Consider the following 18885-nt stretch of genomic DNA (forward strand, 5'->3'; position numbering starts at 1 on the left):
TCTTGCCGCTAGTCGTCCGGACCGCGTGCCGGACGGCTGGAACGCTGCCACGTCCACATCAGGCCGATGCCGGCCGAGGTGCCGCTGTTCTGGCGCAGCAGGGGGCTGCTGCGGTTGGCGGCGCCCGTGTAGTTGTCGTAGCGTAAAAAGGCAAAGGCGCGCCAGTCCCGCTGCAGCCGGTACGAACCGCCCAGGCCCAGGCGCGTGAGCATCAGCCCGCTTTTGGCCGCATACGCGGGGCGCCCATCGGTGGCAAACGCGGGGCTGACGCCATACAGGTAATCGTTGATGGCGGCATTGCCCAGCACGGCGCCGACGCTGGCATCGACATGCCATGCCTGCTGCTCGCCTTGCAGCGCGTACACGAGGCGCGGTTCGAACGTGGCGCCCTGGCGGTGCAGGCCGCCGCGCGCTTCGATGACGGCGCGCAAGGGCAGTTCCAGGCCAAGGCGGCTGTGCTGCGTCGGCTCGGCCAGCTTGATTTTCAGGCGCGGGCCAAATTCCACCAAGGTGCCCAGGTCGGGCATGCCGCGCCGGGCCGGCACGTCGCTGGAGCGGGCCGGCAAGGACAGGGCAAAACCGATATCGAAGTCGAGGCGATCCGTATCAAGCAGGCGCGCGCCCACGCCGGAACGGTCGGCGCGCAATACTTTCCCGCGATAAATCAGATAGGGCAGGGCCAGGCTGCGCGTCGAGCGTTCGCTGGCGCCCGGATAGGCGGGCGTGACGGCTGTGCCGCCAAACACGCCCGCTTCCCATAAAGGCAGCGGTTGTTCAACGGCGCGCACCGGCGCCATGGCGGCGAGGAGGGTGGATGCTGCCAGCAAGGTGCGCGCGACGCTCATGGGGGAACTGCGCAAGGTTTGCCGGCCTGTAGCGATGCCAGCGCCTTGTCGCTGAGGGCGCTCGATGTACGGGCCTGCTTTGCCAGCGCGATAGCCTGGCGGAAATGAAATGCGGCCGCATCGTAGCGGCAGGCGGCGCTGGCGGCGCGTCCCGCTTCGTGGTGCAGCCGCGCCTGCCAAGCTGCATCGCCATGGCCCAGTTCGGCATTCTCGGCCGCGGCCGCGTAGCTGCGCATGGCTTGCGCCCAGTCGCCGTGGCCAGCGGCTTCACGTCCCCACTGCTCCTGCTGCGCCGCCGCGCGCAGTTCGACCTGCGTGGAGCAGGCGCCCAGCGCCATCAGGACGAACGGCAGGACGAGGCAAGAGCGGAAGGACGGGAGTGTGGACATGGCGCCACTGTAGCGCATGGGAAGGCGCGCACGTTTGCGCAGAACGCGTCAATCGGGACTTTTTTGCCGCACTGATGACATATAATTTGCACACGACTTTGTTATCTTTGACACATCACCGAACAGGAGCACCATGTTTTCACGCAAATTCCATTCTTGTGCACAGCTGATGCTGGCCACCTTGCTGATGGGCTTTGTTGCCGCGTCCCCCGCACGCGCGCAGCAGGCGGCCGTCAAATTGCCGAATGTGGTGATCCTGGCTACGGGCGGCACCATCGCCGGCAGCGGCGCCGACAGCACCACCACCGTCGGCTACACCTCGGCCACCGTGGGCGTCGAGCGCCTGATCGCGGCCGTGCCGGAATTGAAGAAAGTGGCGAATGTGAAAGGCGAGCAAGTGTTCCAGATCGCCAGCGAAAGCATGGGCAACAGCCACTGGCTGGCCCTGGCCAAGCGCATCAACGTGCTGCTGGCCTCGAACGATGTCGATGGCGTGGTCGTCACGCACGGCACCGACACCATCGAGGAAACGGCGTATTTCCTGAACCTGACCGTGAAAAGCCACAAGCCGGTCGTGGTGGTGGGCGCCATGCGTCCCTCGACCGCCATCTCGGCTGACGGCCCCATCAATCTGTACAACGCCGTGTTGCTGGCCGGCAGCAAGGAAGCCGTGGGCAAGGGCGTGCTGGTGGCCTTGAACGACCAGATCAACGCGGCGCGTGAAGTGACCAAGACGAACACGTCCACCACCGACACTTTCAAGTCGCCGGAACTGGGCATGCTCGGCTACATCCAGGGCAGCAAGCCTTTCTTCTATCGCCAGTCGACGCGCAAGCACACCCTGGAATCGGAATTTGACATCAGCAAGCTCGACGCTTTGCCCCAAGTGGACATCGTCTACGGCTATGCCAACATGAACCGTGTCGGCATGGACGCCTTCATTGCCGCCGGCGCCAAGGGCATCATCCACGCGGGCGTGGGCGATGGCAGCGTGGCCGCGCAAATGAAGCCGGCCCTGGTGGAAGCGCGCCAGAAGGGCGTGCTGATCGTGCGTTCGAGCCGCGTCGGCCAGGGCATCGTGGCGCGCAATGGCGAAGCCAACGACGATGAACTCGACAGTGTCGTATCTGACACCCTGAACCCGCAAAAAGCCCGCATCCTGCTGATGCTGGCCTTGACCAAAACCAACAGCACGCAAGAAATCCAGCGTATTTTCTACACGTATTGATCATGACCGCGCCAGATTCAGCCTCATTGGCTGAATCTGGCTGATTTACGCTTGCCCGCTTTGCTGCCATACTTCGCTTCTGAATAATTTCCTGGCAGAAGCAGCAACACTGTTCCTTCTCCCCCTGTCCATGGCTATCCTGTCCGACATCATCCTGTATCCGATCAAATCGTGCGCCGGCATCCATTTGCGCGAGGCGGTCCTGACGCGCTCAGGGCTGATGAGCGAGCACGTGTTCGACCGCGAATGGATGGTGGTGGACCCGCAGGGCCGCTTTCTGACCCAGCGCGAGCATCCGCGCATGGCGCTGATCGTGCCATCCATCAAGGCCAGCACGCTGGAATTGCGCGCGCCGGGCATGCTGCGCCTGGAAATCGAACTGGGCTTGCCGCATCCGCAACTGGCACCGGTGCTGGAAGTGCAGGTGTGGGACGACAGCGTGCGCGCCTACGATTGCGACGAGGTGACGGCGACATGGTTTTCCCAGGCCATCGGCGTGCCGTGCCGCCTCGTGCGCTTTCACCCGGACGTGGTGCGCGCCACGAGCACCAAATGGACGGATGGCGTTGCCGCCTCGACCATGTTTGCCGACGGCTACCCGGTGCTGATCGCGGGTGCCGCCTCGCTGGCCGATGTCAACGACAAGCTGCGCGCCGCCGGCCGTGAACCGCTGCCGATGAACCGCTTCCGGCCCAACCTCGTCATCGGCGATATCGGCGCCTTCGAGGAAGACTACGCCGCGTTCCTGCAATTGGGCGCGACGACCTTGAAACCCGTCAAGCCGTGTTCGCGCTGCCCGATCCCGTCGGTGGACCAGGCCACGGGCGTGCCCGGCCCGGATCCGCTCGACGTCATGCATGGCTATCGCGCCAAGCCCGAACTCGACGGCGCCATCTGCTTCGGCATGAACGCCATCGTCACCGAAGGCGGCGATGAGCGTATCGTGGTGGGGCAGGACATCGGTTTCGAACTGGCATTTTAAGCATGGCGCCCGTACACAAGGGTTTAAGGTTTCTATGAATCAAGCAATACCGCCGGACCCGCGCATTGCCAGCCTCGAAGCCGAAAACCAGGCCTTGCGCGCGCGCATGGCTTTCCTGCTGGAACAGGTCGAGCGCAACCACGACATCATGTGCCGGCACCAGGCGTTCGACCTGGAAATCGTCAGCGCGTCCACGTTTCCCGAGTTGATCGGCACCATTTTCCGCACCTTGCCCGTGATTTCCGACCTCGACGGCGTCACCTTGAGCCTGCTCGACGAGGATGACGATATCGTGCTGGTGATGGAAAAGCTGGGCGTCGATTTCAGCGCCTTCCCGCAGTTGCTGTTCGTGCATGCCGTGGCGGAGCTGGGGTTTACGTCGCCGGTGCCGGCGGCCGAGGGCGAAGCGGCCTTGCCGCCATCGCCGTTGCTCGGTGCCTTCGACGCGGCCGTGCATGGCCCGCGTTTTCCGCAGATCGCATCTCTGCGCAGCGTGGCGCTGGTGCCCTTGTTGCGCAACAAGCGCCTGATCGGCAGCCTGAACCTGGCCAGCAGCGACGTGACGCGCTTTACGCCCGCGCTGGGTACGGATTTCATCAAGCACATGGCGTCCATCATCGCCATTTGCCTGGAAAACGTGATCAGCAATGAAATGCTCAAATACATCGGCTTGACCGATTCCCTGACGGGCGTCTACAACCGCCGCTATATCGACCGCCGCCTGCTGGAAGAAATCGCCCGCGCGCGGCGTCAGAATTATTGCATCTCATGCATGTATATCGATATCGACCATTTCAAGCTGTTCAATGACAAGCATGGCCACCAGGGCGGCGATGAAGTGCTGCGCGAAGTGGCCACGCGCATCCGCACGGAATTGCGCCGCTCCGATGCGCTGGGCCGCTTCGGCGGCGAAGAATTCGTCGTGCTGCTGATCGACGCCGACCTCGACAGCGCCACGTTTGTTGCCGAACGCATCCGCGCCAGCATCGCCGGCACCATGTTCGACTTGCCGGGCAGCGCGCAAGCGTGGGTCAGCGTGTCGATCGGCGTGGCCAGCCTTGAAGCGGACGCGGCGCTGCTCCCGATCGAAACGGTGGCGCAGCAACTGGTGGCGCACGCCGACCAGGCCCTGTACCAGGCCAAGGCCGATGGCCGCAACAAGGTCGTCAGCTGGCAGCCGCAGAGCAGCTGAGCAAGATCGGCTGATTATTTCAATAGCAAGGTTTCGGCCTTGGCCACGGCGTCGGCCGTGCCGCGCAGCACCACCACGTCGCCGCTGGCCAGCTGCGTTTCGGGGCTGACATCGAGGCTGCCGCGGCCGCGGCGGATGGCCGTCACAAACGCGCCGCAGCCGGCCACGTCGATCGCACTCAAGGGCAAGTCCACGCAGTGCGCGCCTTCGCTGACGGTGACCGTATGCAGGCGCTCCAGTTCGGCATCGTCGCCCGCGTCGCTGGAACCGTGGAAATAGCCGCGCAGGGAGGCATAGCGCTCCTCGCGCGCCGCCTGTACCCGGTGCACCACGCGGCGCAGGGGCACGCCCATCATGATGAGCGCGTGCGAAGCGAGCATCAGGCTGCCTTCCATCAATTCCGGCACGACTTCGGCCGCACCCGCGCTTTTCAGCTGGTCGAGGTCGGTATCGTCGTGGCTGCGCACGATGACGGGCAAGGTCGGCGCCATTTCTTTGAGTAAATGCAATAACTTCAGTGCCGATGGGGTATTCGCATACGTGATCACCACGGCGCTGGCCCGGTAGATGCCGGCCGCCACCAGGCTTTCGCGCCGGCCCGCGTCGCCATACGAGACGTGGGCGCCGGCCAGCTGCGCTTCCTGCACCCGTTCCGGGTCCAGGTCCAGCGCGTGGTATTCGATCTTTTCCTCCGCCAGCAGGGTGGCCAGGCTTTGCCCGCTGCGCCCGAAACCGGCGATCAGCACGTGTTTCTGCGAAGCCATCGTGCGCGTGGCGATCTTCGTCAGCGCCAGCGATTGCATCATCCAGTCGTTGGCGGCCAGTTTCATGACGATGGCGTCCGACTTGGCGATGAGGAAGGGCGCCACCAGCATCGACAGCACCATCGAGGCCAGCACCACCTGCACGACGAACGGGTCCATCAACTTGATGCCGCCAGCCAGATTCAGCAGCACGAAGCCGAACTCGCCCGCCTGCGCCAGCGCCAGGCCCGTGCGCAATGACACGCCTGTCGATGAGCCGAACAGCCGGGCCAGGCCCGCGATCAGGGTGAATTTCAGCAGCACGGGGCCGCACAGCAAGAGTAGGACGAGCCACCAGTTATCGAGCACCACGCGGATATTGAGCAGCATGCCGACGGTGATGAAGAACAGGCCCAGCAGCACGTCGCGGAACGGTTTGATATCCTCTTCCACCTGGTGCTTGAATTCCGTTTCGGAAATGAGCATGCCGGCCACAAACGCCCCCAGGGCCAGCGACAGCCCGGCGCGCTCCGTGATCCAGGCCGCGCCCAGGGTGATCAGCAGCAGATTGAGCATGAACAATTCCTGCGAGCGGCGCTTGGCGACGATGGTCAGCCAGCCGCGCACCATCTTCTGGCCGAGGAACAGCAGCAAGATCAGCACGACCAGGGCCTTGCCGCCGGCCCAGGCCAGGGTTTCGGCCAGGTTGTCCGAATCGCGCGTGAGGGCGGGAATCAGGATCAGCAGGGGCACGACGGCCAGGTCCTGGAACAGCAGGATGCCGATGATCTTGCGGCCGTGCTCGCTTTCGAGTTCCAGCCGCTCCGTGAGCATTTTCGAGACGATGGCCGTCGACGACATGGCCAGCGCGCCGCCCAGGGCGAACGCGGCTTGCCAGCTCAGGTGGATGTAGGCGGACAGGTAGCGCCCGACGAACCAGCCGAAGACGACGGTGGCGATGATGGTGGTGACCACCTGCGCCATGCCAAGGCCGAAAACGATGCGCCGCATGGCGAGGAACTTGGGCAAAGAAAACTCGAGCCCGATGGAAAACATCAGGAAGACGACGCCGAACTCGGCCAGGGTATGGCTGGCTTCGTTTTCCGCCGCCAGGCCCAGCGCATGGGGGCCGATAACGATGCCAACGGCCAGATAGCCGAGCATGGGCGGCAAATGCAACATTCTGAAAGCGACCACGCCCAGCACGGCGCTGCCGAGTAACATCAGGGTCAGTTCAAGCGAGGAAAACATGGGTTGCCCGGTACGGTCAATGGAAATCGTTGTTTGTTGTGACTGGCAAGTTTTTTGCTTTCCTAATTCGTTTATACTTTGGGCATGAGTGTAACCCATGAAAAAACAATGCTGAAAGCTTTTGATCGAATTGACATGCAAGCGACGACCGAGCGCGCCGTCGCGCTGGCCCGCACCACCTTGCAGATCGAGTCCGACGCCATCAATGCGCTGCACGCGCGCCTGGCAACGGACGACAGCGTGGGCCGCGCCGTGGCGCTGCTGCTGCAGTGCAAGGGGCGTGTCGTCGTCTCGGGCATCGGCAAGTCCGGCCATATCGCGCGCAAGATTGCCGCCACCCTCGCTTCCACCGGCACGCCGGCCCTGTTCGTGCATCCGGCCGAAGCGGCCCATGGCGACCTGGGCATGGTCACCTCGGACGATGCTTTTATTGCCATCTCGTACTCGGGCGAGTCGTCCGAACTGATGGCCATCATGCCCGTCGTCAAGCGCATGGGCGGCATACTGATTTCCATGACGGGCAAGCCGAACTCGAGCCTGGCCCAGCTGGCCGATGTGCACCTGGATATTTCTGTTGAAAAAGAGGCCTGTCCGCTGAATCTGGCGCCGACGGCCAGCACCACCGTCACCCTGGCTCTGGGCGATGCGATCGCCGTGGCCTTGCTCGACTTGCGCGGCTTCAAGGAAGAGGATTTCGCCCGCTCGCACCCGGGCGGCGCCCTGGGCCGTCGCCTGCTTACGCACGTGCATGACGTCATGCGCAGCGGCGAACGGGTGCCGAAAGTACCCGTGGACGCCTCGCTGCTGCAGGCGCTGGAAGAAATGACGAAGAAGGGCATGGGCATGACGGCCGTCGTCGATGCGGACAACCGCCCCGTGGGCGTGTTTACGGATGGCGACTTGCGCCGCATGTTCGAGCGCGTGCAGGATTTCACGCAAGTGGCGATCCGCGACGTCATGCATGCGCAGCCGCGCAGCATCGCGCCCGAACGCCTGGCTGTCGATGCCGTGGCCGTGATGGAACAGTTCCGCATCAACCAGATGCTGGTCGTCGATGCCGACGGCAAGCTGGTGGGCGCCCTGCATATCCATGATCTGACGCAAGCGAAGGTGATCTGATGGAGAGCGTAGCGGACAACCTGGCGCGCGCGGCCAAGGTCAAACTGATGATCTTTGACGTCGACGGCGTGCTCACCGACGGCAGCCTGCATTTCGGCCCCGATGGCGAAATGATGAAAACGTTTAATGTGTATGATGGCCTGGGCATCAAGCTGCTGCAGGAATCCGGTGTGCAGACGGCCATCATCAGCGCGCGCCGCTCGGCCATCACGGCACGCCGCGCGCAAGACCTGGGCATTACCCATGTGCACCAGGGTGGTCACGACAAGCTGACGCCGTTTCGCGAACTGCTGGCGCTGACGGGCTTGACGGAAGAGCAATGCGGCTACATCGGCGACGACGTCATCGATGCGCCCATCCTGCGTCGCGTGGGCTTTGCCGTCAGCGTGCCGGGCGGGCGTCCGGAAGCGCAGGGCCTGGCGCACCATGTGACGCAGGCCGGCGGCGGCCGCGGCGCGGTGCGCGAAATCTGCGAATTCCTGCTGCGCGCCCAGGACAACTATGCGCGCGTCATGGCGCCGTTCCTGGAGTGAGGTGCGCCTTGCCGCCAGTGACCTATGAAAGAGTGAAACCCTATGCGTAAGCCAGGAGGCGCCCATCGCTGGCGCATGATTTTTACCCTGCTGGGCGCGGTCGTCGTCGCGCTGGCCAGCTTTTGGCTGCTTGAAGTGATGAACAAGAATGGCCAGGACATCAAGGCCAGCAAGAATTTGGGTGAGCCCGACTATTTCATCACCAATTTCAGCCTGGTGCGCATGGACTTGACGGGTAAGCCCAGCTATATCGTGTCGGGCAACAAGCTCACGCATTATCCGGCCGACGATTCGTCCGATATCGACCAGCCCTTCGTGCGCAAGCTCACGCCGGGCATGCCGCCGTTGAACATGAATGCGGAACTGGCGCATATCGACCAGGACAATACCCGGCTGCAACTGCACCGCAAGGTCGTGATCGACCGCGTGGCCAGTCCGAAGGCGCAGAACCTGACGGTCAGGACGGAAGCGCTGACGGTGTTTCCGGACGAAGAAAGAATGGAAACGGACGTGCCTGTCGATATCCTGACGGGCGCCTCGCGCATCAATGGTATCGGCATGAAGGCCAATAACGCCACCGGCGTGGTGGAAGTGCAGAATGCCTTGCGCATGGTCCTCCCGCCGAAACCGCGCCCGGCCGCGGCGGCAAAATGACAGAATGAAACAAGGAAACCATACTATGAAGAACATCTTGCTGTTGAGCGTATTTTCTCTGGCCCTCATGGGCGTGGCGCATGCCGAGAAGGCCGATTCCGAGAAGGAAGCCGTCATCACGGCGCGTAGCGGCCACGTCGATGACGTCAAGCAGATTCGTACCCTGACGGGCGACGTCGTGCTGGTCAAGGGCACGCTGACCATGAAGGCGGGCCGGGCCCTGATCACGGAAGACCCGCAAGGCTACCAGTTCATCACTTTCTGGGCCGATCCCGGCAAGCTGGCCACCTTCCGCCAGAAGCGCGATGGCGCCGGCGACCTGTGGGTCGAAGGCGAAGCGGAGCGCGTGGAATACGACAACAAGACGGAAGTGGTGAAACTGTTTTCCAAGGCCAAGCTGACGCGCCTGGAGGGCACGAAAGTGACGGATGTGGCCAATGGCGCCTTCATCTCGTACGACAGCCGCAAGGAAGTATTCAAGATGGAAAATTCCGACAGCGGCACCAGCACCTCCGATGGCGGCAGCGTGCGCATGGTGATCCAGCCGAAGACCAAGGCGCCCGCGGCGGAGAAAGCGCCGGCCACACCTGTGCCAGGAACGAAATAATGGACAATACCCGTTGCGGCAGCACCCTGATCGTTCGCGGACTGCAGAAAACCTATGGCAAGCGGCAAGTCGTGCATGATGTCTCGCTGCAAGTCGAATGCGGCGAAGTGGTGGGGCTGCTGGGCCCGAACGGCGCCGGCAAGACCACCTCGTTCTACATGATCGTCGGCCTGGTGCCGTCGGATGGCGGCAGCATCGACATCAGCGGCGTGGACATTTCCAGCCTGCCGATCCACCGCCGCGCACAGATGGGCCTGTCGTATCTGCCGCAGGAGGCGTCCGTGTTCCGCAAGCTGACGGTGGAAGACAATATCCGCGCCGTGCTGGAAATCCAGACCGTCGAAGGCCGTCCTTTGAAGAAGGCCGAGATCGAGGAACGCCTGGATAAACTGCTGGCCGACTTGCAGATTGAAAAGTTGCGCGAGAACCAGGCGCTGTCCCTGTCGGGCGGCGAGCGCCGCCGCGTGGAAATCGCCCGCGCCCTGGCCACCGATCCCCGTTTCGTGCTGCTCGACGAACCGTTCGCCGGCGTCGACCCGATCGCCGTGATCGAGATCCAGCGCATCGTGCGCTTCTTGAAGGAGCGCAATATCGGCGTGCTGATCACCGATCATAATGTGCGCGAGACGCTGGGTATCTGCGACCGTGCCTACATCATCAACCAGGGCTCGGTACTGGCGTCGGGACGCCCCGACGACATCATCGCGAACGAGTCGGTACGCCGGGTCTATCTGGGCGAACACTTCCGCATGTAAGCCAATGAAACAATCATTGCAGCTGCGCACTTCGCAGCACCTGGCACTGACGCCGCAGTTGCAGCAATCGATACGCCTGTTGCAATTGTCTACTCTGGAATTGCATCAGGAACTCGAGCAACTGCTGACGGACAATCCCTTGCTCGAGCGCCTCGACGATCCGCTCGACCGTTCGCTGCGCCTGCTGTCCGACGGGGCTTTGAGCTCCACGGCCGCGCCGGCCGAAGCGCCGCCCCAGCCGCCAGGCCAGGAGGCGCCCGCGGCGCCGGCCGAAGCGGAAACCTTTGACGGCGAGGCGGGCGAGGGCCCGGCCGCCGCGGATGGCGGCGACAGCGACTGGAGCGAAGCGAGCCGGGGCAAGGCGCCCGACGACGAAGATTCCCGCCCGCAACTGGAGGCCCATCACTGCACCCTGCGCGAACACCTGATGGAGCAGATGCGCGTGACGGTGCTCGAATTGCGCGACCGCGCGCTGGTCGAGCTGATCATCGACGCGCTCGACGACAATGGCTACCTGGAAGAGTCGCTCGACGACATCCTGGCGCGTCTGCCGGAAGAGCTGGAAATCGATGCCGACGAGATGCGCACGGCCTTGTCGCTGCTGCAAAGTTTCGATCCGCCCGGCGTGGGCGCGCGCAATGCGTCCGAATGCCTGGCGCTGCAAATCAAGCGCTTGCCGCACATTGCCATGGTGACGCGGCGCATGGCCCTCGTCATCGTGGAAAAGCACCTGGCCTGGTTTGCCCAGCGCGATTTCAACAAGCTGAAAAAAGCCCTCGATTGCGACGATGAAGACTTGCGTGAAGCGCAGACGGTAATTCGCCAGTGCAACCCGCATCCGGGCGCCGTGTTCGCTGCGGACGTGTCCGATTACGTGGTGCCCGACGTCGTCGTCAAGCGCGCGCGCAATGGCTGGCAAGTGACCCTGAACAACGACGTCATGCCGCGCCTGCGCGTCAATGCCATGTACGCCAACTTGCTCAAGCAGGGCAAGGGCGAGGGCGCCATGGGTGCACAGTTGCAGGAAGCCAAGTGGCTGATCAAGAATATGCGCCAGCGCTTCGACACGATTCTGCGCGTGGCGCAGGCGATAGTAGAAAGACAAAAGAACTTTTTCTCGCATGGGGCCGTTGCCATGCGCCCCCTTGTGCTCCGTGAAATAGCTGATACACTGGGTTTACACGAGAGTACTATCTCGCGGGTAACAACTCAAAAGTACATGCTGACCCCGCACGGCATGTTCGAGTTGAAATATTTCTTTGGTAGCCACGTCGCCACCGAAGCGGGGGGCGAAGCGTCATCGACGGCGATACGGGCATTGATCGTGCAACTGACAGGAGCAGAAGACCCTAAAAATCCTTTATCCGACAGTAAGATTGCGGACATGCTGGGGGAACAAGGCATGGTGATTGCGCGACGTACTGTTGCCAAATACCGGGAAGCATTAAAAATTCCGCCAGTGAGCCTGCGTAAGTGTTTGTAAGTTTTTTTCGGTTCCTCTGCGGGCCGGATACGATGGACCGCACGAACCCGATCATCTTTAGGAGTGTGTATGAATCTCACCATCAGCGGACATCATCTCGAAGTGACACCAGCCATCCGTGAATACGTACAAACGAAGCTGGAGCGCGTGAAACGTCATTTCGATCAAGTTATCGATATCGCCGTGATTCTGACCGTGGATAACCTCAAAGAGAAAGAAAAACGTCAAAAGGCCGAAGTCAACCTGCGTCTGAGTGGCAAAACTGTCTATGTGGAAAGCCTGGCGCACGACCTGTATGCCGCGATCGATACCCTGATCGACAAGCTCGATAGGCAAGTGATGAAATACAAAACCAAAGTGCAAGGGCACGGTAAAGAGGCGATCAAGCATCTGCCAGACAGTTCGGAAGAAGAATTCGCCCCCGCCTAAGCGGCCCGCGACTTTCAACCGGCTGTGATCAACTAAGGGCGCACATTGCGCCCTTTTTTGCGTCCAGCGAAACGCAATGTTCGCCGCGCAGGCGCTAGAATGTTTGCACTTTCACTTCTTTCCTGCCTGCCATGAGCGACCTCGTCCAGATTTCCATCCGCCACCGCACGGGCCACATCGTGCTCGACCGTCCGAAAGCCTTGAATTCCCTGTCGCTGGAGATGGTGCGCGCCCTGAGCGCGGCCTTGCTGGCCTGGCGCGACGATCCGCAGGTGGACGCCGTGGTGATCCGCTCCAGCAGCGAAAAAGCCCTGTGCGCGGGTGGCGACATCCGTTTCTTTTACGACGCGGGCCTGGCCACGCCGCAGGGCGGCAGCGCCTTGCTGGAAGATTTCTTTACGGAAGAATATGCTTTAAATCATCTGATTCACTTCTACCCGAAACCGTATATCGCCGTCATGGATGGGGTGGTGATGGGCGGCGGCATGGGCGTGGCGCAAGCGGGGCCCGGCAACCGCCTGCGCATCGTCACGGGCCGCACGCGCATGGCTATGCCGGAAGTCAATATCGGCCTGTTCCCCGACGTGGGCGGCAGTTACTTTTTATCCCGTCTGGCGGGTCAGCTGGGCCTGTACCTGGGCTTGACGGGTTTGACGATCAACGCGGCCGACGCCCTGTACACGGGCCTGGCCGACGTGTATCTGCCCGAGGCGCAGATGGGGGCGCTGCTGGCCCTGTTCGAGTCCACGCCGGGCGAAGGCTTGCCGGTCGCCATCAAGGCGCTGGCGGCGCCTTTCCAGGCCGAGGCGGGCGCTTCCCCCCTGGCCACGGCGCGCGCGGCGCTGGACCGCCACTTCAGCGCGGGTTCGGTGGCCGCCATCATGGCCTCGCTGGCGCAGGATGACGGCGCGTTCGCGGCGAAGGCGCTGGCGGCCATGCGCCTGCGCTCGCCCTTGATGATGTCGGTGACCCTGGAGTTGCTGCAGCGGGGCGCCCACCTGGGCGTGGCCGATTGCCTGCGCATGGAGCGCACGGTGGTGCGCCACAATTTCGAACATGGCGAAGTGCTCGAGGGCGTGCGCGCGCTGGTGGTCGACAAGGACAATACCCCACGCTGGCAGCCTGCCAGCCTGGACGAGGTCGACGCGGCCATGGTGGCGCGCTTCTTTGCGCCCGTCTGGCCGGCGCAAGCCCATCCGCTGCGCCACCTCGACTGATTAAGAACGCTCGCGGTGGCGCAGCACGACTCTTTCTTTGGGGCCGAAATACTGCGCCAGCCGTTCCGCCATGTACACGGAGCGGTGCTGGCCGCCCGTGCAGCCCAGCGCCACCGTCAGGTAGCTGCGGTTGTCGGACTTGAACGACGGCAGCCATTTTTCGATGAAGGCGCGGATGTCGGCCAGCAGCTCCAGCGCGCTCGGTTGCGCGTCGAGGAAGGCGATCACGGGCGCGTCGCGGCCGTCGAGCGGGCGCAGGGCCAGGTCGTAATAGGGATTGGGCAAGGCCCGCACGTCGAAGACGAAATCGGCATCGAGCGGCACGCCCAGCTTGAAGGCGAACGATTCGAAGAACAGGGTCAGCGGCGCGCGCTCTGAGGCGACGATATCCTTGATCCATGCGCGCAATTTGTTGGCGCTCAGTTCCGAGGTATCGATCACATGGCCCAGCTGTTCGATGGCCGACAGGCGTTCGCGTTCTTCCGAGATGCACTCGATCAGGGTGCGGCGGCTGGCCGGATTCTGGTTCGGACGCAACTCGTGCGACAGCGGATGGCTGCGCCGCGTTTCCGAGAAGCGCGCCACCAGCGAATGTGTGGTGGCTGTCAGGAACATGACCTTGACGTCGTGCCCCTGGTCGCGCAGCAGCGCGACATTGTGCGGCAAGCTGACGAGCGATTCGGCGCTGCGCGCATCGACGGCGACGGCCAGTTGCGGCGTGCCTTCGTCGAGCAAGGTTTGCACCAGGCTCGGCAGCAAGGCCGGCGGCAGGTTGTCGACGCAATAGTAGCCGGTATCTTCCAGCACATTGAGCGCGACGGATTTACCGGAGCCGGATATTCCGGTGATAAGGACGATATGCATAGCCCGATCATACAATAAAGACCGGCACCGCGCTCCCGAGGCAATTATCTTTACAAATTATTGCAATTTGGGCTGTGATATTTCTTTGCTGCACGCGCCAACAATGCTGTCGGATTACGCGGGGCCTTGCCCCACCTCGGCGGCCCCGCTAATCCGACCTACGTTGCTAATCGCCGCTCATGGCGAGGCGTTGCCGTTCCATGAACTCCTGCAAGGTATCGATGCCGCGCAGTTGCAGAATCGTGTTGCGCACGGCCGCTTCCAGCAGCACGGCGATGTTGCGGCCGGCGGCGACGGGGATGACGACCTTGCGCACCGGCAAGCCCAGCACGTCTTCCGTAGGGAACAGGAAAGGCAGGCGCTCGACTTCCTCTTCCAGCGCGTTGCGGCGCACCAGGTGGACGATCAGTTTCAGGCGCATCTTGCGGCGCACGGCCGTTTCGCCAAAGATGGCCTTGATGTCGAGTAAACCCAGGCCCCGCACTTCCAGCAGGTTTTGCAGCAGGGGCGGGCAGCGGCCTTCGATCATGTTCGGCGCGATGCGCGAGAATTCGACGGCGTCGTCGGCCACCAGGCCGTGGCTGCGCGAAATCAGCTCCAGCCCCAGCTCGCTCTTGCCCAGGCCCGAATCACCCGTGATCAGCACGCCCACACCCAGCACGTCCATGAACACGCCATGCATGATGATGCGCTGCGCCAGTTTTTTCGACAGGTAGACGCGCAGGAAGTCGATCACTTGCGCGGCCGGCAGCGGGGTGGAGAACAGGGGGATGTTTTGCTCGTCGCAGATGGCGAGGATGTCGGGCGGCGTTTCCAGCCCTTGCGCGATGATCAGCGCGGGCGGACCGCCGGCGATCAGTTCGCCGATCACGTGGGTGCGCGTGTTGACCTTCAGGCGCTGGTAGTAATTGATTTCCTGGTGGCCAAAGACCTGGATGCGGCCCGGATGGATCAGGTTCAAGTGGCCCACCTGGTCGGCGGCCGACGAGACGTCGCCCGAGATCAGGCGCTCGCCGCCGGGGAAGCCGGCGAACCAGCCCAGTTGCAGACTTTCACGATTATCGTCGTACAGGCGTTGTATCGTCAGCGGCGTTTGCAACATGGCAGTCTTCTTCAGGAGTGGAGGAATACCTGAAGTTTAACCCGCCGCTTGCAGACTGGGTTGCCAATTGACGATGCGCGAATGCACGGATTTCGGTTCCGGATCCGTGGCCAATGCCGTGCGGAAGGCGTCATCGGAAAACATTTCGGCGATTTCCGACAGGATTTCCAGATGTTGCTGGGTGACATGATCGGGAATCAGCAGGAAAAACAGCAGATTGACGGGCTTGCCATCGGGCGACTCGAACGGAATCGGTTCGGCCAGGCGCACGAAGGCGCCCAGCGGCGATTTCAAGGTCTTGCTGCCCTTGACTCTGCCATGCGGCACGGCCACGCCATGACCCAGACCGGTCGAGCCCAGACGTTCGCGGGCAAACAGATTGTCCGAGACGGTAGAGCGGGCGATGCCGTAATTGTTTTCGAAGATCAGGCCGGCTTGCTCGAAAGCGCGCTTCTTGCTGGAAACTTCCAGATCCAGCAGGACGTTTTCGAGGGATAATATTTTGCTAAGATTAGTCATGACACTCAATGAAATGGTGCAATGCGCAGAGGGCTTGCGAGCCGAATTATAGGCCTGTTTTCGCGGCCTGTAACGCCAATTCTCAACAGTATACGTCCGCTGCGGGCGCAGTGGGCGCTACAGCCAATGTGACCATCATTTTAGCAAAAAAATAACATCGGCGTGTATCGGCTATTTCTTGATTAAAAACACGCGGCGCGCCGGTTTTTCCGCCGCCGAATGCCGATTTTCCGATTTTTCAGCGTCTTTGACATGCTCTGCGGCACTACTGCAACGTTGTTTTAAAACACAGCCAACATTCCTGTTGGCATGGTTTTGGGGTGTTGCGCGGTGTTGCCTAGCGTTACTGGCGCGCGTTGCGCAGATTGCCCGGCATCGCTCCCGTGCTGAAGTTGCTGCGCCAGGGATTGATGTCGAGGCCGCCGCGGCGCGTATAGCGCGCATACACGGACAGTTTTTGCGGTTTGCATTGACGCAAAATATCAACAAAGATGCGCTCCACGCATTGCTCGTGGAATTCATTGTGTTCGCGGAAACCGATCAGGTAGCGCAACAGGCTTTCCTGGTCGATCTGCGGCCCCGCATACGCGATCTGCACGCTGCCCCAGTCGGGCTGGCCCGTCACCAGGCAATTCGATTTGAGCAGGTGCGAGACGAGTTTTTCTTCCACGGGCGCCTCATCGAGCGCCGCCTTCAACAGCAGCGGCGAGGGCGTGTATTGCGTGATTTCCAGGTCCAGACGGTCGAGCAGCACGCCGTCGAACTCGCCCATTTTGAGCTTGCCGAAATCTTCCTGCAAAGTCAGTTCCACTTGCACGGGCGCGCCGAAACCATTCGACAAATCCTGCTTGAGCAATGCCAGCAGCGCTTGCGGGCTGTCCAGCTTGGTCTGGTTGAACGAGTTCAGGTAGAGCTTGAACGATTTCGATTCGATGATGTTGGGCGAATCGGCCGGCGCGCTGACCTTGGCAATGGCCACCTGCGGCTTGCCGCGCTGGTTCAGCCACGACAGTTCGTAGGCGTTCCAGATATCGAGGCCGAAAAACGGTAATGTACCGTGCAGTTCCAGCTCGTCGCGCTTGCCCTGGCGCGGAATCGGAAACAGCAATTCCGGCGCGTAATCGGTGCGGTAGGCGGAGCTTTTGCCCAGCGGGGATTGTTCGGCGAGGTCGTTGGTGGTGGTCATGGTGGCGTGGCTACAAATTCTGTGAAGGGTGAATGGTAGCTTATTTCAACCCAACGGCAAGGACCGGGGTCAGACCCGACGGGGGAATGCGCCCGGTGGGATGCATTCCGATCGCGAAGCGACTGACCTGTTATTGCCCGAGGAACAGCTTATACACGGGATTGCTACTCTCATCCCAATAACGGTAACCGAGGGTATCGAGGAAGCGGGCGAATTCTCCCATTTCATCGGGCGGTACTTGCAGGCCGATCAGGATGCGGCCCACGTCGCCGCCCTGGCTGCGGTAATGGCACAGGGAAATATTCCAGTTCGGCGCCATGCTGTCGAGGAAGCGCATCAGCGCGCCCGGGCGTTCGGGGAATTCGAAGCGGTACAGCAGCTCGTCCTGCGCCAGCCGGCTCTTGCCGCCCACCAGGTGGCGGATGTGCGACTTGGCCAGCTCGTCGTGCGTCAGGTCGAGGGTCTTGAATTCGTGTTCCTCGAAGGTCTTCGCCAGCACGCTGGATTCATGCCTGTCGGCAATTTGAATGCCGACGAACACGTGCGCGGCTTTTTCATCGCTGATGCGGTAGTTAAATTCCGTCACGTTGCGCGCGCCAATGAGCGAACAGAAGCGCTTGAAGCTGCCCCGCTGTTCGCGCATGGTAACGGCGAACACGGCTTCGCGGAATTCGCCCAACTCGGCCCGTTCCGCCACAAAACGCAGCCGGTCGAAATTCATGTTCGCGCCGCTGGCGATGGTGACCAGGGTTTCATTGTTGACGGGGTGCTTGGTCAGGCTGGCCCGTTCCACATAGGCCTTGGCGCCGGCGATGGCCAAGGCGCCGGACGGCTCCAGAATGCTGCGCGTATCCGTAAACACATCCTTGATGGCGGCGCAGATGGCGTCCGTGTCGACGGTGATGATTTCATCGACATACGCCTGCACCAGGCGGAAGGTTTCCTCGCCGGCCAGGCGCACGGCCGTGCCGTCGGCGAACAGGCCCACGTCGTTCAGGGTCACGCGCTCGCCCGCCTTCAGCGAGCGGGCCATGGCGTTCGAGTCGACGCTTTGCACGCCGATGATCTTGATGTCGGGGCGAATCTGTTTTACGTAGGCAGCAATGCCGGCGATCAGGCCGCCGCCGCCGATGGGGGCGAAGATGGCGTGGATGGGGCCGGCGTGCTGGCGCAGGATTTCCATGCCGATCGTGCCCTGGCCGGCGATCACGTCCGGGTCGTCGAACGGGTGCACGAAGGTCAGCTTCTGTTCCTTTTCCAGGGTCAGCGCATGGTTGTAGGCATCCGTGTACGACTCGCCGTGCAGCACCACTTCCACGTTCACGCCGCCGCGTCCCTTGACCGCCTCGACCTTCACCAGCGGCGTGGTGGTCGGCATGACGATGACGGCACGGCAACCCATGCGGGCGGCCGACAGGGCCACGCCCTGGGCATGGTTGCCGGCCGAGGCGCAGATCACGCCGCGCTTGCGTTCCGCTTCGCTGAGCTTGGACATCTTGTTGTAGGCGCCGCGAATCTTGAAGCTGAACACGCTTTGCATGTCTTCGCGCTTGAAGTAAATCTGGTTGTTCAGGCGCTGCGACAGGGCTGGGGCCAGTTCCAGCGGCGTTTCGGTGGCGACGTCATAGACGCGGGCGGTCAGGATTTTCTTGAGGTAGTCGATGTTCATAGTCTGCAAGCAAGTGATTCTGGGCCAGAAAGGGTCTGGAGCGTGTCTGTCGATAGCGGCGGCGCGGCGGCGGATAGCCTGGCGACAATAATGCTCTGTGGAACTGCGGGCGGGTCTG

Annotated in this window: 19 protein-coding genes; 11 read left to right on the plus strand and 8 right to left on the minus strand. The window is 62.2% G+C overall.

Annotation, left to right across the window (positions count from 1 at the left end; all coding sequences use genetic code 11):
* Nucleotides 1–8: 8 nt before the first annotated feature.
* Both JAB4_RS03860 and JAB4_RS03865 read right to left on the minus strand, forming a co-directional pair.
* Nucleotides 9–845, minus strand: coding sequence for a MipA/OmpV family protein (locus JAB4_RS03860; RefSeq protein WP_070221660.1), 837 nt, complete (start codon nucleotides 843–845; stop codon nucleotides 9–11).
* Nucleotides 842–1234, minus strand: coding sequence for a hypothetical protein (locus tag JAB4_RS03865; RefSeq protein ID WP_139143746.1), 393 nt, complete (start codon nucleotides 1232–1234; stop codon nucleotides 842–844). Before JAB4_RS03865 ends, JAB4_RS03860 begins: the two co-directional genes overlap by 4 nt.
* A 133-nt stretch (nucleotides 1235–1367) precedes the next feature.
* Between JAB4_RS03865 and JAB4_RS03870 the strand changes: the two genes are divergently transcribed.
* From JAB4_RS03870 to JAB4_RS03880, 3 genes are all read left to right on the plus strand, one after another.
* Nucleotides 1368–2462: a type II asparaginase gene (locus JAB4_RS03870; protein WP_070221658.1), complete on the plus strand. Its 1095-nt coding sequence runs from the start codon at nucleotides 1368–1370 to the stop codon at nucleotides 2460–2462.
* A 130-nt stretch (nucleotides 2463–2592) separates the two neighbouring features.
* On the plus strand, nucleotides 2593–3444 hold the full coding sequence (locus JAB4_RS03875; protein ID WP_070221657.1) for an MOSC N-terminal beta barrel domain-containing protein: 852 nt from the start codon (nucleotides 2593–2595) through the stop codon (nucleotides 3442–3444).
* Nucleotides 3445–3478: 34 nt separating this feature from the next.
* Entirely contained in the window at nucleotides 3479–4636 is a 1158-nt protein-coding gene (locus JAB4_RS03880; protein ID WP_070221656.1) for a DUF484 family protein, read from the plus strand.
* A gap of 14 nt (nucleotides 4637–4650) precedes the next feature.
* Here the strand turns inward: JAB4_RS03880 and JAB4_RS03885 are convergent, their stop codons facing one another.
* Entirely contained in the window at nucleotides 4651–6630 is a 1980-nt protein-coding gene (locus JAB4_RS03885; protein WP_070221655.1) for a monovalent cation:proton antiporter family protein, read from the minus strand.
* Between the two features lie 108 nt (nucleotides 6631–6738).
* Here JAB4_RS03885 and JAB4_RS03890 point away from each other — a divergent pair, with 108 nt between their 5' ends.
* The 8 genes from JAB4_RS03890 to JAB4_RS03925 all read left to right on the plus strand — a co-directional run bounded on the left by JAB4_RS03890 (nucleotide 6739) and on the right by JAB4_RS03925 (nucleotide 13427).
* Nucleotides 6739–7749 (plus strand): KpsF/GutQ family sugar-phosphate isomerase, encoded by a 1011-nt coding sequence (locus tag JAB4_RS03890; protein ID WP_083287308.1) that lies wholly within the window; start codon nucleotides 6739–6741, stop codon nucleotides 7747–7749.
* Nucleotides 7749–8282, plus strand: a complete 534-nt coding sequence (locus JAB4_RS03895) for an HAD hydrolase family protein (RefSeq protein ID WP_070221654.1) — start codon at nucleotides 7749–7751, stop codon at nucleotides 8280–8282. The genes JAB4_RS03890 and JAB4_RS03895 overlap by 1 nt, the downstream gene beginning before the upstream one ends.
* 42 nt (nucleotides 8283–8324) lie before the next feature.
* Entirely contained in the window at nucleotides 8325–8936 is a 612-nt protein-coding gene (lptC, locus tag JAB4_RS03900) for an LPS export ABC transporter periplasmic protein LptC (protein ID WP_070221653.1), read from the plus strand.
* Between the two features lie 25 nt (nucleotides 8937–8961).
* Nucleotides 8962–9543 (plus strand): lipopolysaccharide transport periplasmic protein LptA, encoded by a 582-nt coding sequence (gene lptA / locus JAB4_RS03905; RefSeq protein WP_070221652.1) that lies wholly within the window; start codon nucleotides 8962–8964, stop codon nucleotides 9541–9543.
* Nucleotides 9543–10298: an LPS export ABC transporter ATP-binding protein gene (gene lptB, locus JAB4_RS03910; RefSeq protein WP_034753325.1), complete on the plus strand. Its 756-nt coding sequence runs from the start codon at nucleotides 9543–9545 to the stop codon at nucleotides 10296–10298. Before lptA ends, lptB begins: the two co-directional genes overlap by 1 nt.
* A 4-nt stretch (nucleotides 10299–10302) precedes the next feature.
* Nucleotides 10303–11781, plus strand: coding sequence for an RNA polymerase factor sigma-54 (locus JAB4_RS03915; RefSeq protein WP_070221651.1), 1479 nt, complete (start codon nucleotides 10303–10305; stop codon nucleotides 11779–11781).
* Between the two features lie 69 nt (nucleotides 11782–11850).
* Nucleotides 11851–12210, plus strand: coding sequence for a ribosome-associated translation inhibitor RaiA (raiA, locus tag JAB4_RS03920; protein WP_070221650.1), 360 nt, complete (start codon nucleotides 11851–11853; stop codon nucleotides 12208–12210).
* 131 nt (nucleotides 12211–12341) lie between these two features.
* On the plus strand, nucleotides 12342–13427 hold the full coding sequence (locus JAB4_RS03925; RefSeq protein WP_070221649.1) for an enoyl-CoA hydratase/isomerase family protein: 1086 nt from the start codon (nucleotides 12342–12344) through the stop codon (nucleotides 13425–13427).
* Here JAB4_RS03925 and rapZ read toward each other — a convergent pair whose 3' ends face one another.
* The 5 genes from rapZ to ilvA form a co-directional block, all read right to left on the minus strand.
* Nucleotides 13428–14291: an RNase adapter RapZ gene (gene rapZ / locus JAB4_RS03930; protein ID WP_070221648.1), complete on the minus strand. Its 864-nt coding sequence runs from the start codon at nucleotides 14289–14291 to the stop codon at nucleotides 13428–13430.
* 166 nt (nucleotides 14292–14457) lie between these two features.
* Entirely contained in the window at nucleotides 14458–15393 is a 936-nt protein-coding gene (gene hprK, locus JAB4_RS03935; RefSeq protein WP_034753337.1) for an HPr(Ser) kinase/phosphatase, read from the minus strand.
* Between the two features lie 36 nt (nucleotides 15394–15429).
* Nucleotides 15430–15912: a PTS sugar transporter subunit IIA gene (locus JAB4_RS03940; RefSeq protein WP_034753339.1), complete on the minus strand. Its 483-nt coding sequence runs from the start codon at nucleotides 15910–15912 to the stop codon at nucleotides 15430–15432.
* Nucleotides 15913–16255: 343 nt separating this feature from the next.
* Nucleotides 16256–17098 carry an NADPH-dependent 7-cyano-7-deazaguanine reductase QueF gene (gene queF, locus JAB4_RS03945; RefSeq protein WP_070221647.1) on the minus strand — a complete coding sequence of 281 codons (843 nt, stop codon included), beginning with the start codon at nucleotides 17096–17098 and terminating at the stop codon, nucleotides 16256–16258.
* Between the two features lie 130 nt (nucleotides 17099–17228).
* On the minus strand, nucleotides 17229–18767 hold the full coding sequence (gene ilvA, locus JAB4_RS03950; RefSeq protein WP_070221646.1) for a threonine ammonia-lyase, biosynthetic: 1539 nt from the start codon (nucleotides 18765–18767) through the stop codon (nucleotides 17229–17231).
* Nucleotides 18768–18885: the final 118 nt, after the last annotated feature.

Source organism: Janthinobacterium sp. HH102, from assembly GCF_001758625.2.
In the GTDB taxonomy this organism is placed as follows: Bacteria; Pseudomonadota; Gammaproteobacteria; order Burkholderiales; family Burkholderiaceae_D; genus Janthinobacterium.

Bases quoted from the DNA above. Each gene is read 5' to 3' on its own strand.
- JAB4_RS03860 (WP_070221660.1), bottom strand. From the start codon at position 845: ATGAGCGTCGCGCGCACCTTGCTGGCAGCATCCACCCTCCTCGCCGCC.
- JAB4_RS03865 (WP_139143746.1), bottom strand. From the start codon at position 1,234: ATGTCCACACTCCCGTCCTTCCGCTCTTGCCTCGTCCTGCCGTTCGTC.
- JAB4_RS03870 (WP_070221658.1), top strand. From the start codon at position 1,368: ATGTTTTCACGCAAATTCCATTCTTGTGCACAGCTGATGCTGGCCACC.
- JAB4_RS03875 (WP_070221657.1), top strand. From the start codon at position 2,593: ATGGCTATCCTGTCCGACATCATCCTGTATCCGATCAAATCGTGCGCC.
- JAB4_RS03880 (WP_070221656.1), top strand. From the start codon at position 3,479: ATGAATCAAGCAATACCGCCGGACCCGCGCATTGCCAGCCTCGAAGCC.
- JAB4_RS03885 (WP_070221655.1), bottom strand. From the start codon at position 6,630: ATGTTTTCCTCGCTTGAACTGACCCTGATGTTACTCGGCAGCGCCGTG.
- JAB4_RS03890 (WP_083287308.1), top strand. From the start codon at position 6,739: ATGCTGAAAGCTTTTGATCGAATTGACATGCAAGCGACGACCGAGCGC.
- JAB4_RS03895 (WP_070221654.1), top strand. From the start codon at position 7,749: ATGGAGAGCGTAGCGGACAACCTGGCGCGCGCGGCCAAGGTCAAACTG.
- lptC (WP_070221653.1), top strand. From the start codon at position 8,325: ATGCGTAAGCCAGGAGGCGCCCATCGCTGGCGCATGATTTTTACCCTG.
- lptA (WP_070221652.1), top strand. From the start codon at position 8,962: ATGAAGAACATCTTGCTGTTGAGCGTATTTTCTCTGGCCCTCATGGGC.
- lptB (WP_034753325.1), top strand. From the start codon at position 9,543: ATGGACAATACCCGTTGCGGCAGCACCCTGATCGTTCGCGGACTGCAG.
- JAB4_RS03915 (WP_070221651.1), top strand. From the start codon at position 10,303: ATGAAACAATCATTGCAGCTGCGCACTTCGCAGCACCTGGCACTGACG.
- raiA (WP_070221650.1), top strand. From the start codon at position 11,851: ATGAATCTCACCATCAGCGGACATCATCTCGAAGTGACACCAGCCATC.
- JAB4_RS03925 (WP_070221649.1), top strand. From the start codon at position 12,342: ATGAGCGACCTCGTCCAGATTTCCATCCGCCACCGCACGGGCCACATC.
- rapZ (WP_070221648.1), bottom strand. From the start codon at position 14,291: ATGCATATCGTCCTTATCACCGGAATATCCGGCTCCGGTAAATCCGTC.
- hprK (WP_034753337.1), bottom strand. From the start codon at position 15,393: ATGTTGCAAACGCCGCTGACGATACAACGCCTGTACGACGATAATCGT.
- JAB4_RS03940 (WP_034753339.1), bottom strand. From the start codon at position 15,912: ATGACTAATCTTAGCAAAATATTATCCCTCGAAAACGTCCTGCTGGAT.
- queF (WP_070221647.1), bottom strand. From the start codon at position 17,098: ATGACCACCACCAACGACCTCGCCGAACAATCCCCGCTGGGCAAAAGC.
- ilvA (WP_070221646.1), bottom strand. From the start codon at position 18,767: ATGAACATCGACTACCTCAAGAAAATCCTGACCGCCCGCGTCTATGAC.